A 12,570-nucleotide genomic window follows, 5' to 3' on the forward strand; every position below is an offset into this window, starting at 1 on the left:
CTCGGATACCTGCTCTGGTTCTTGTTCGACCTCAAGTTCAGATAGCTGCTCTGCTTCTTGTTCCACCTCAGGTTCAGATAGCTGCTCTGCTTCTTGTTCCACCTCAGGTTCGGATACCTGCTCTGCTTCTTGTTCGACCTCAAGTTCAGATACCTGTTCTGCTTCTTGTTCGACCTCAAGTTCAGATACCTGTTCTGCTTCTTGTTCCACCTCAGGTTCAGATACCTGCTCTGCTTCTTGTTCCACCTCAGGTTCAGATACCTGTTCTGCTTCTTGTTCCACCTCAGGTTCAGATACCTGCTCTGCTTCTTGTTCGACCTCAAGTTCAGACAATTGTTCCTGCTGCTGAACATCTTCTTGCTCTGCTTCAGTTTTATGTTGTTGTTGAAATTCTTCTTGCTCAGCTTCTAGTTCCTGCAGTTGTAATTCTTCCTGCTGAACTTCAGGCCCCTGTTGTTCGGCCACATTAATCTCTTCTTGCTTTTGAAGTTCAGCTGCCATATTTTCTAAATCTTCAAATCCGCTACCAAATAGACTCTCTGAAACTAAAGATTCATCTAAAGAGTCTTCTTTCAATTCAGTCTCCGAGATAGAATTTTGTCCGACCTGGTCTGTTTCAATGTTCCTAGTGATTTCTATTTCCTGTTGTTGTGCTGCTAAATGTTCTAAATCCTTATTTTCATTCTCTTCATCTTTTGACGCATTTAAGGTTTCCTGATAATTTTCTAACCCTTGCTCCTTGTCAATTTGTTCAGAATGCAACTTATTATAAAGACTCTCAAGATTTTCTCTCTCTTGAATTTTATCTCGCAACTTATTTAATTCAACTTGCTTTTCTTCGGGAGTTTTATTATCCCAACTTTTCTGGTACTTCTCCAATTGGCTCTGTTTTAATTTTGTAGCGTGTGATGAGTATTCAATGCCAGATCTTATTTGACCTAATGTATCTTTAACACTTTGTTTCAAGGTTGTACCTGTTGAAGCATCGAAAACCTTTGTATAATGGTTTAATCCGGATAACCCTAATTCTGTTCCTACATCTAATCCTATATGGATTTTACTTATCAGGTCTTCTAAACTGTATCTCGGCATTTTACTTGGATCAGAAAGAGCTTCCTTCATTCTTTCTGTTGATTTTATATGTGCTTCAGGAGATTTGCCAACAAGTAAGTTCGCCTTTTGATTCCTATATAAGTTGACCGTGCTACTTCTTACTTTTTGTGTCGCTTCGCTTGTCTTTTTGGATGCACCTGCTATTATGTCCTTTATATTCATTGATTTTTACGCTTCGGGTAAACGGTCAATGGCCATAAATCCATTACTGACCAGAAATATAATAGCTTCGGATAACATGACTACAATATCAACTTTAGGCATATCCATGACTTGGACGAGATTTTCAACAAGCGATTCTAATGAGAAAAGAGGATTTGCCAAACGCCAAACAGTAGCTGTGATTAATGGTAGTGATACGGGAGGAGCGCCAAGGAACTCTGTCAATTCAAACTCTCCATCATTTTTTAATTCTATGTACCCTTTAGTAATAGCAATATGTTTTGTTCTAAACGAGGTTGAAAGTATGTCCCTCGATTCAAAGACAAGTCCTTGCTCCTTAAGAGCATCGATGTGACCTTGAATAACGTGTGATTCCAGGTCCAGTAATACTGTGAATTTTTCAACGCTGTAAGATGCCATTTGTGCAACTTGCCACACTTTATAACGATGCTCTTCGAGCAGCAATCGTTGTTTCTCAAATTGCACCCCATAATGAACAAGGCCATCTTTATGCTGAAACTTTCCTAGCTCTTGACCAGCACCAATCATAATTGAGCTCATGCTTGCACCTCCAGTTGGTCTGCATTAACATACTCTAGTCCCCATAGTGTGAGCTTGTATAATTTAAGACCATGTATATTAAACAGTGAGATCGCAGTTTCAAAATTAATTCCGCGTTGATCCATTAGGGTATCAATCACTTCCAGCAACATAACCTTCCCAGCAGCTGCATTCCACACATCGTATTGATCCTTGGTGAATACAAAGGTCTTATTTGCATTAGAATCCCCAATGAGATATTCCTCATTGATCAGACCATGTGCATATCCGTATCGTGTTACTTGTAGGTTTATCAAATTCTTATCTTGCATGTCGGAAAAAGACCATGGCATAATGAGTTTTCTCTCGATGAGTCTACGAACAATTTTTGAGAAATCAAAATTCGGAATGTTTTTAACCTTTTGTAGAATGGCATATTCCCAAGCTGCTAGTGTTTCAAAGCGATGGATTTGCTCCCAAACGGTGTATTCAAATTGACTTAGTTCAAACTCCTGAAAACCATTTGCTACCACAAACATTTTAGATTCATTGTCTGCCGGAAACTCTCCGAGACCTCTGCCTACACGCACATAACTCAGATCTTTATTAATCAAAATAAAATCACTCCTACTCTATTAACGTTAACATCCTTAAGATTTAGGTTTGGCTGGGTAGAAACGGAAAGGCTCTCCATTAAATGGTGATATAATACATTGTCCAATCTTTAAATCTGTAAGATCCCAGTCTTCTATAACATTTCCATCTACGAGATGTTCTTGTATACCTTTGTTTGCATTAGATGAGGAATAAGCAATCAGCCGTTGGTTTTTCCCGTGACGATTTGTGATATAGGAGCGGCTTGGTTCATCGAAGAGTCGGAATGCAAATACCGTACCAAATCCACTCAAAATACTATCCGCCAGTGACTCTGAATATACATGTTTCACTTGTCCGATGTTTTGAATACCTGCGATGATTCGAACACCCAGGGAACGTCCGAAATTTAGTGCGTTATCCATATAGTTTAGCTTTGGAATAAGTGGAAATTCATCAAGAATGAAATATACATTTCCACGACACTGTTCCTCTTTAGTACCGAGTATATTTTTCATAGCAATATCTAAGATCATCGTATAGATGGGTTTTAATACATTTGAACTTGCAATATCGTACTCAAGGAAGATGGCTCTACCATCACGTTCTTGTATGGATTTAGTGAGAGAAAAGTCTCCTGCTTCTCTAAAAGCACCATTAAACACACCAAAAAGGTTCTGATACAAATGCATCAAGAAAGATTGGTTGGTGTTTGGATTATTCTCTTTACTTATGTAACTACGAACCCATGATAAATCTTGATGATTTAACAGCAAATTTCGAATAGAAACATCGCTTGCCTTCTTTACCCATTGAATCAGGGTTTCATGATCCTCGGTTCCCCCTTCTTTTTCCATTCCCCTTACTTTTGCGCTTAAAATAGCAGCTAATAAATCTCGAGCTCCTGTCGCAAAGATGGGTGCTGACGATCGTTCAATATCGTCTTTAAATAAAGAAGAAGCGATCTCCCAGATGACTTCATCTCGTTTCTCTAATGGTGTCGCAATAATATCTTGGAAGATGTTCCATCGTACCCTACCTTCTACATTATCACTTTCGTTAGTGAGAACATAATCTCCTGTTCGATAGAACTTTTTCAAATAATCCCCTTTGGCATCAAAGAAGATAAACACATCGTCACTTGTTGCCCCGCTACGTAGTGCACGAACAACATGATCCATGGAAACTGTCTTTCCGCTTCCAATCGAACCTACAAAGAGAAGATGACGTTGAAGAAGTAAAGGATGAAGCATAACTCCTGTTCGGTCTACTCCTGGTATTCCATAATTGGCCTGAGGCTCATCTATCCATTTTACTTCATTAGGTGTTAGTGTATGAAGTTGCTGACCATTAACAATATTATTTTTCAGAAGACTCAAGGTTTTCCTCCTCAGAAAAAAAGAGTCCATTAAAAAAACATTGGCTCTTTTTTCCTCAATCTATGTATTTGTTAACTCGTTTTTGCACCACATTCTGGACAAAAAACAGCGTTTATTCCATAAGCATTGCCGCATTTGCACTGGTTTGTTAGTGAATCTGAAGGATTCTTATCGTCCGTTTTATTCATTTGTTGTTGTAGATTACGAGATGCTGTAACAGTCGTTTCTTTAACTTTGTTTGCAGTTTGTATCACTGTATTGAAAGAAGACGATAGTTGCTCACTTACTGGAATGTTCAGTATGGTTCCTTCTGTCATGGGTATATCTTTCCATTTTTCAATTGCCATATCGCCCATTACTTGTACATCCTGAATCAGAGCTCCTAATTCACGCAGCATTTGTTCAGTATGACGGCCCGGTGCAGCAGCGGTGATTGTCATGAGCGCCTGGTTATTTGTGACGCGCGAGAATAATGTGCTTGCTTCAACTGCAACACTTAGAGCAGAAGAAGATTGTGCTCCAAAAATGTTGATGTGCATCAACACGCCTTTAGATTTCAAGCCAAAGTACACCATTATGGAACCAATAATGAGTAAAATCCACGAGATTAATGTAGAATTATTCATTGTCATAATCAAGCCAAGAAGTCCAATAATAGCTCCAAAGATAAGCATTTTAAAACTACGATGACGAACTAGGCCTGCCATGACACCGGTAATTGTATCGATTTTAGCATCTCGGATAATGAGTCCAGTACCCGCAACAGATTCTGAGTTACCAGTAAAGATAACTCTCCGATTCGTTACAATTACATACCCTTCTCCTTTAGGAACATATAAAGCTGAGGCTTCATATTCCCGGATGACAATCTCGTTCTCAGCCAACGTAATACCGCGAACCATATTCATTTCTATTCCTCCATTATTAGGTCTACTAACTAGTATTCTTCTTTTTTGTTTTCACTCTAAAGTGGCTCTCGTAATATGCCGCACTCGTTACATGTGTAGATATATGTAATTGGTATTGAAGTGTGATGCTCCCATATAGCATATCGGACTTACTGTTATTAATAGTGTTATTTCAACCGTAAATGGTAACTTGATTCTATCTTTGGCCTATCGTTACATTATCAAATTAAAACAATCCTTCTGTATCAACATAAAACGAAAATGATGTTGGTATGCTATGTGATTCAAAGAAAAAATATATGTTTTTAGTTCCTTTTGAAACACTTGATATTTGCATATTGCCCGTCACTTCACTTTTACTATCTACTGGATCATCTAAGAATTTTTTAGAGGCTAGACTCCAGTTATCATTGATTGGTGTGAAAAAACTTGATGCACTAGTCGTGTACATCTTTCTACCTTTAACATTATCATCTGCTCTAACTTGCGAGAGATCAACATCAACTCTCTTATCGCTATTATTTTTCACTGTAATATTTAATTGTACTTTACCATCAATTTTACTCAGAGAATTTAAAGTGATAGTTACACCCTCACGTGTAACAGTAAGCGGCAGCTTTTCGAACTTATTGATTTGAATAATACTTCCAGATGAAACAGAAAACCCAACCTCTTGACCTAATTCCTTTAATGGCATGTATACGCGATTATTAATCGTAACTGCTTGACCTTCGAATACCGCTTCTGAACCATTAACTAGTATTTTGCTATTTTTCACAGGTACAGCTTTTAAATAATTTTCCGCTGCATAAGAAACTCCTGAGAAAAATATCGCACCACACAGGAACGCAGATATTATTTTTACTCTTTGTTTCATTATTCAATCCTCCAACCTAACATTTTCCATTATTATATCAGCACAATAAAAATAGGTCTATATATTTATAAAATAACAAATATAACTAGTCTCAAAGAACCATATAATTAATTGGTTTAATATAATATTTCTCTATTTTATGTGAAATTGTAACATTCATTTGCAAACCTGCATTAGGTTATGGTTATTAATTACTTTCATTTGATATACAACTGTACCAAACAAAGAAGACCGTAGGTATAAGCAAATTCACTTATGACGGATTGTAAAGCTAAGCGCGACAGCTCCTCTAAAAAGGATTCGTGAGCGGTTCTCCAACCCAAACATTTTCGTGGTCTGTGGTTGATTAAGCGCAATGTAGTTTCCAAGGCTTCATCCGCGCAATCTGTCCCCTTGTGGAAAACTCTCGCAAGAGGCCATTGGCATTCTCATTCGAGCCGCGTTGCCAGGGAAAATACGGATCTGCGAAATACACCTGTAGCCCATGAGCGGCTTCCGGGCTGGCGTAACAGGCGAACTCCTTGCCACGATCTGCAGGAGCGGTTTGAAATGCACCATCAGGGTACTGCGAAGCTGCTACCAAAAGCAATCTCTATGGACAAACCTATATGGTCAGGCCTGGGAATGGCGGCATATAGGCGGGTCCTACGTTCGATGAACGTAGCTAACTAAACTGCCCTTGCTTTTCCCACAGCACGAGACGATCGTATCGGGCTCCCAATGCCAAAGGTTTCGCGGGATCGAACTTCTTTCGGACGCTGAGAGATGGTCATATCCAAAGCGAACTTGACGCGTGTCTCGGCAGGCTTCTGCCGTTTACCACTATGACCTAGCACAGTAAGGTATGCCTTTCACCAATCGGGCCTGAATACTGCCGACGAATGATCGTTTTGAAGCAGACTACAGACCGTCCTTCTTGACGAAGACATTCTACAAGTTGCTCAGGAGGCCACGTAGCCCGGAGTTTTTCTTTGATGAGGGTAGACTGCTGTGGTGACCATTTTCTGGAGGGGATGGAGGTCATACGTCGCTGAACATAGCTCTCCTGAGATCGCTGCACACGATAGGAATTCTGCGTTTCGTTTCCGACGGAGTTCTCGACAAATGGTGGCACGATAATACCAGTAACATGGGCGATGGCCTGACACTTTTCTCCTGTTGGTGGAGGATTTTCAGCTTACTGCGTTTCATTATGCTAATATGTGCGTACTCATGGTGGTTTCACCTTGTGTGAATGTGGTGTATGAAGCATCATTCTACACATTATTTCATAAACTAAGTTCATTACTGAATTCCAAATAAAGTATTGAAACTTCATAGAATATAAAAAGCCGTTGATTGTTGTTATCAACGGCACTCCAACTACTATTTAGTTACCTTGTATTTGATCAGATTATATCGGTGGTCGCTAATCACGGTGCGATAGACCACATTTTCGGACGAGTCATATGCAAAGTTACTCTTATGCACATCATCTAAAATAAAATATTTACTAAGTATAATGTCTCCATTATCTTTCATTAAGGTATACCTCTCTCCCCATTTGTCATCAATGGTCCCAAAGCTAGTATACTCAATATAGCTATCGTTTCGATAGGAGCTCATTAAACCATTAAAATTAAGCTCTCCTTCATACGTACGAGAAAACAGCTTTTTGAAGTTATGATCATATAAAGTGATACTGTGTTCAGATTTGTTATCAATTAATAGTTTACTTCCGGTTGAATGCATAGAAATATTCATGTTTCTATCAAGCACGGTGTCCCATTTGAGTTTACCATTAACTCCATAAGCCATTAATTTCTGTCCACCATATGAATTGGATCTTGCATATTCTACAATTAGTGTACCGTCACTTAATTGATGATAACCCGCAACGTAAAAACCACCAAACTTTTTAGAGTTAATCGTAAATAACGGCTTTTTCAAAGAGGTTACATCTTTAAAAACCTCGATTTTATTCTCACCTACAAAATGGAGTACATAACCAGAAGTCAGTACTTCAGTTTTATAACCTAACACAGTCTCGCTTGTCGTTATTCCTTTGGAATTTAGTGTGATAAAACGGGATTGATTTTTAAGACTATCCGTTTGTTGTAGAACAATACCGTTTTTATACGGATAGATATTTGAGAAACTTAAATCCTTCTTCTCATATATACGTTTTCCTTTCGCATCCAAACTAAGAATATTAAACGTTTTCCCATGATTCGTAGAATATTGATAGAATATACTTCCGCTCTCGTTATAGAACCAAGCGTGATTCAAAGGGTAAAAATTCTTCACTTTATTTTTAATGTCGTACGCCCAGGCAATTTTCCCTGTCTTATTATTTATCGTGTATAGGCCAAAGTTATTACCAGACAAAGTGCCCGGGTTTAGCATGACAAGCTGAGCAGCACGGTTAATATTGTCTTGAGGATTGTAACCTAGATCAAAGCTCAGATAATTAAATTCTTTAGGAAGAGTATGTACCCATTCCTGCTGTAGCCCTCCGTGCTCCTCTAAGCTTAATTCGGTGAATTCTGCGTACATCTGATTTGTGCTGGCTAAATACAAAGCAAAAACCACGAAAATTGCTATTAACCTTTTAGATATCTTTCCTTTCAATACTGGCACAGCCCTTCTCTTATTTATGTTTGCTTCTATGTACACGACGAAATATTAATATGATTAACAGTAAAGTTCCTGAATCGATTTTGTTTAAAGTATCTATCTATTCAATTTAAATGGAAGCAAACGATCCCTCTATTATAGGTGTCTTTTGCTCTAGGTTTAGTTGGATTTTCTCCCATTTTGATTAATCTATACCGTAGACAAATCACTGTGACCAAGGATGTAAGTGCAACAAGCGTTAATTTGTGTTTTGCAAGCGAGCTAAAGTGAATTTTGCGCAAAGTAGTATGAAGACAAACAAGCAAATAACATCCGTACACTGTATCTAGTCAGACAGCTGGTGTTATACATCAACATCAAATGTCTTTTCCATCTTCATCAATCTGTTTGCTTCCTCCACCAAACCCCAATCCATTTGACTCAATAAATGCTATAAATTTATCAAGAAATTCATCATTATTAACATCGCACTGATTGGCAAAAACTGTACCGTTAACTTCTATTCCTTTTTTCATACTCTATCCTCCTTCCCAAAGGTTATATTGTCACAACTTTTAAAGTAATACCCACTCGTTCAAAGTTAAGAAATTTAAAGGTTCTATCAGTTTTACTCCCTAAAGATAATTCTCAGTAGGTCGTTTCGAATGATCCTGATATCGACAAGGTTGTAAGACTGTGAGCGCATCATAAGTTAAAGATGAGGTTACGGAAACCTCCTTTATATTTGACGTAAACGTATGTAAGGTGACCTGCGCTCAATAACTATGTTATTTTAAATGTCGATCATAGGCACCTGCAAAAGTAATTCCTACAATTTTAACTAAATCGTACTGCTTGAACTCCTCCTTTGAATCAATCAATCCATTAACCACATTTGTTGCTCTTTGTATGAGTTCTTCCTCACTGAGGTTCTCATTAGAACCAATACGAACATTTTTATTAATATAATCATCTTTCTCATCTTTACAAGTGTAGAGGTTCACCACGACATTATATGCAAATCTCTGATTATTACTAAACTTTTTCACGTCATCTGTCATTGGATAATACTTCATTTTTTCCTCCTTGGAATACATTGTAATGTAGACTTATTTTTTAATTTTTATAATATAGTTTTTCTAATTCAAGTCTTTTCTTCTAGTTAATCCGTATCATATCCGTATACAATAGCCTCAGATTATTGGGCAACTCAAAATCATGATGGAAATGACCAAAGTACCAATGCTTATAATTGGCTTTTTGCTCTATTCCCTGAAAGTATGGATGCATCTCGTCCAAATCCATGTGAAGGTCACAACAGTTTGCAATGTACTCTAAGGCAGTTGTTGAGCATGTGTGTGTTATAATGTAGTCTACTTTCCAGTCAACTTTATCTAAGTTTCTTAATCCTTCTTCGTATTCCGCTTGCGAAGGCATTTCACGGCTCCACCACGATTTACCCTCTTTTCGATACTCTTTATCATGAGAAGCGGCTCCCCCAAACGTAAAGAATGTTTGACCTTCAATATTAAAAACTTGTCCTCGCATCAAGTGGATCACGCTTTTGTTTATCCTATGTACTTCACCCCCATTCCAGCTTTCAACAGGGTACTGCTCTAGCAAATCAAAATTTTCATGATTTCCATCTACAAAAAGAGTGGTGAACGACTTGGTTTTGTCTAGCCACTTAAGCCAGTACCGATCCTCATTACTATCATCCCATAACAATCCAAAGTCTCCAGCAATGATGACATAGTCATCTTTTGTCATGTGTTTCTGTTGTGGGAAGTTTCGGCTATTTAGTCGCTTATTGATGCTAATGGTTCCATGGATGTCTCCCGTAATATAGATCATACACTCACTCCGATTAATTCAGGTTATTGAGTAGTTCCACCATCTCATTACATTATAAAGTTAAAATCCCAGAACGTCATTATTTTACAGATTAAAAGGAAATAATTTTGTATTTACTCCAAGCATCATAAATAATATACCAATGCCTATATCAATACACTGTTAGGTTGTGTACCCAGTATATTTCTTTTGAGACCAGGACTTGGCAGTAATCCGCCCCAATAAAATGATTAATTCCAACTTTCCAGAGGGTGAAGTTGAACTAGTAACTTTAATTCTTTAAATGCAAAAAAAGCCACTATACTAGCGACTTTATATGTTAATTATTTTTGTACTTCAGAACTCTTTCAGACAGCAGGACAAAAATTATAACTGATTATTATCATTTTTCAAGTTTTTTAATTTCTTGTTCTGTTAATCCCGTGGCTTTTGCAATGGTTGTGATATCCAAATCCATTTCAAGCATATTTTTGGCCACTTTCTTTACTCCAGCCATTTTTGCACTTTCCAGCATAGAAGCCTCATCATGCAGATATTTCTGTCTAGCCTCATACAATCGTCTAGCTTCCGAAGCCTGACTTAAATATTGCAAAGTGTCCCTCACCTTTCCTAAACCTGGTTCATTCATCTTCAGCACTTCCCAATAAGATGTATCAGCACCCTTCAGAAACAATATCCAATTAAGTCAGAACGCCTTCAGATCTGAGTACATTTGGCCTTCGATAAGTTAAATTTAAATCGCATATCATCTACCAATAAAACAAGATTCGTTGATATCAATTAGTTTAACCTTCAGAGGATTTTACGTAAACATTAAAGACATACTTTAATCAAATGGAACTTCTTTGTTTTAAAAGGAATTATCAGAGTGATCTCAGTCAGTGCTGGTTCGCCAGCTTCAGTAAAAATAAGATTTAGAACTACAAGAAAATTTCCTTATTACAAAATCTTAACACGGGTCAAGTAAATCCCTGGACATTAGCTCCGTACGTTACTTTCCAAGGGTTGGTCTTACTACTATCATGCTTTGAACAACGGCTCCTTAAATCCCTATCCTGCAATTCCCGTTTATCATTGGTCATGATCCAGTTTGTATGACACAACTTGAGATTGCAAACCACTGATCCAAATCCGATATTCTTTACTGTTGTTCTAACGTTTCTCAATGACATCAGTAGCAATACCAAACACTGAGTTAGGTATTTCACCCTGTGGTAATACGCTTTCTTTCCTGTTTACATACGATTAGTTGTTTTCCACCTACATACTATAATCAGATACCAATACTGTTTAGATTTAATTTTTTGCTCCATTTTTTGAATTCAACAATTCGTTGTAAGTAATAATTAATCTCCTTCGTCCGTGCATGAGTTAAGAACTTTTTTTGTAATACCCCTCATTTTGAATGATCATGCTTAACCATTCTTATTCACGGTTTCCCAAGTTTTTGTCAAACCTTGAACTATACGATCAATTACGTTTTGGCTGGAGAAATATCCATTGTGGCTAAGCGGATTCCAGTGACTTTTCCAACCGCCTACATTCATCTGTATGTCTTCACTAACTACTTTTTCATAGGCTTGATGGACAGGTCTGAGGGGGTAACCCAGGATGTCATCATTGTCAAAAAAATTCACCCATTCTCCCGCAAAATCAGGTTGAGAACTCGCAAATGTAGGACTAGGAACTTGAATAGGTTTATCAAAATCTTTATAACGTAAGCTCCATAAAGGCAGTGTTGTTCCACAGGAATAAAATAAGCTTAAGGTGTCTCCACGTTCAAGCGCTGAATCAGCATTGATTATTTTTGGCTTCCACTGTGCTGAATTCTGTCTGTCGTAGAAGTAATTACTTGCGATCACGGTACCTAGGCTGTGAGATATTACACAAAGAGGAGCATCATAACCTGCCTCCTCAGATAACTCATGAAGAGCCGTACTGATCGTGTCATGTACTGCCATGTAATTATGATCATTAACTTCCAGGGGTTGGTACGCTACGGCATCAGCCAGATAGTGAAACATAAAATGTCTTAGCTTTTCAAAATTTAAGTCGTGACCATGGAACAACTTTTGCTTTAATTCTTCTTCTCTCCCTTCAAATATTTGAGCCCAATAAACGGGTTTAATGACGAGTGGCTCTTGAGTGAACTCCAATGTATTATTTTGTTTAAACGAATCTTTTAAGGAATGTATAAAAGGCTCTGCAAAGTTTTCCTTTTGCATGCCCAGTCCATGAATAATTAATACAGCTAAAGGCTTTGTCATTTTACCCCTCCAAATCAGAATATTCTTCGATATTAATATCCAATTAATTTCCTGATTTTATACACTGCTTTGCATGCAATGGTTTTTAAGGAGAAGGTGCGGTGTTGGACCTCACCAAATGAATGAACATTAGACACTCTTCTTATTTGAAAAGCTGTAGCTATTAGAATATGGAAAAGCGAAGGATGTGTATAAGAGGTCTTGATCTAATTAACAAGTACTGAATTCGAAAGAATAAATGATTGTAAATCCATGCTTTTGGTTGAGTTTTTTTACTACAT

At 37.7% G+C, this 12,570-nt stretch carries 11 protein-coding genes and 2 pseudogenes; all 13 read right to left on the reverse strand.

Annotated elements, in window-relative coordinates; all coding sequences use genetic code 11:
- Nucleotides 1-1,275: hypothetical protein (locus MKY28_RS30040; protein WP_340938112.1), on the reverse strand; the 1,275-nt coding region annotated here is incomplete at its 3' end.
- A gap of 6 nt (nucleotides 1,276-1,281) precedes the next feature.
- Nucleotides 1,282-1,836 carry a hypothetical protein gene (locus tag MKY28_RS30045; protein ID WP_340938114.1) on the reverse strand — a complete coding sequence of 185 codons (555 nt, stop codon included), beginning with the start codon at nucleotides 1,834-1,836 and terminating at the stop codon, nucleotides 1,282-1,284.
- The gene (locus tag MKY28_RS30050; RefSeq protein WP_340938117.1) at nucleotides 1,833-2,429 is read right to left on the reverse strand and encodes a hypothetical protein; all 597 of its coding nucleotides are present in this window, start codon (nucleotides 2,427-2,429) and stop codon (nucleotides 1,833-1,835) included. Before MKY28_RS30050 ends, MKY28_RS30045 begins: the two co-directional genes overlap by 4 nt.
- A gap of 36 nt (nucleotides 2,430-2,465) precedes the next feature.
- Nucleotides 2,466-3,788, reverse strand: coding sequence for a type IV secretory system conjugative DNA transfer family protein (locus MKY28_RS30055; protein ID WP_340938119.1), 1,323 nt, complete (start codon nucleotides 3,786-3,788; stop codon nucleotides 2,466-2,468).
- 71 nt (nucleotides 3,789-3,859) lie between these two features.
- Nucleotides 3,860-4,696, reverse strand: a complete 837-nt coding sequence (locus MKY28_RS30060; RefSeq protein WP_340938121.1) for a hypothetical protein — start codon at nucleotides 4,694-4,696, stop codon at nucleotides 3,860-3,862.
- Between the two features lie 226 nt (nucleotides 4,697-4,922).
- Nucleotides 4,923-5,573 (reverse strand): hypothetical protein, encoded by a 651-nt coding sequence (locus MKY28_RS30065; RefSeq protein ID WP_340938122.1) that lies wholly within the window; start codon nucleotides 5,571-5,573, stop codon nucleotides 4,923-4,925.
- A 272-nt stretch (nucleotides 5,574-5,845) separates the two neighbouring features.
- Nucleotides 5,846-6,764: pseudogene (locus MKY28_RS31750) on the reverse strand (IS30 family transposase); the annotation flags it as partial.
- Nucleotides 6,765-6,938: 174 nt separating this feature from the next.
- Complete coding sequence (locus tag MKY28_RS30075; protein WP_340938124.1) at nucleotides 6,939-8,192, reverse strand: hypothetical protein; 1,254 nt, start codon at nucleotides 8,190-8,192, stop codon at nucleotides 6,939-6,941.
- 353 nt (nucleotides 8,193-8,545) lie between these two features.
- Nucleotides 8,546-8,704, reverse strand: a complete 159-nt coding sequence (locus MKY28_RS30080; protein ID WP_340938126.1) for a hypothetical protein — start codon at nucleotides 8,702-8,704, stop codon at nucleotides 8,546-8,548.
- A gap of 252 nt (nucleotides 8,705-8,956) precedes the next feature.
- Nucleotides 8,957-9,244, reverse strand: a complete 288-nt coding sequence (locus MKY28_RS30085; RefSeq protein ID WP_340938127.1) for a hypothetical protein — start codon at nucleotides 9,242-9,244, stop codon at nucleotides 8,957-8,959.
- 82 nt (nucleotides 9,245-9,326) lie between these two features.
- Nucleotides 9,327-10,022: a metallophosphoesterase family protein gene (locus tag MKY28_RS30090; protein WP_340938129.1), complete on the reverse strand. Its 696-nt coding sequence runs from the start codon at nucleotides 10,020-10,022 to the stop codon at nucleotides 9,327-9,329.
- Between the two features lie 382 nt (nucleotides 10,023-10,404).
- Nucleotides 10,405-10,707 (reverse strand): annotated as a pseudogene (locus tag MKY28_RS30095) (PD-(D/E)XK nuclease family transposase); the annotation flags it as partial.
- Nucleotides 10,708-11,437: 730 nt separating this feature from the next.
- On the reverse strand, nucleotides 11,438-12,289 hold the full coding sequence (locus MKY28_RS30100; RefSeq protein ID WP_340938133.1) for a chemotaxis protein: 852 nt from the start codon (nucleotides 12,287-12,289) through the stop codon (nucleotides 11,438-11,440).
- Between the last annotated feature and the right edge of the window lie 281 nt (nucleotides 12,290-12,570).

The organism is Paenibacillus sp. FSL R5-0473 (genome assembly GCF_038004565.1).
GTDB lineage: Bacteria > Bacillota > Bacilli > Paenibacillales > Paenibacillaceae > Paenibacillus > Paenibacillus amylolyticus.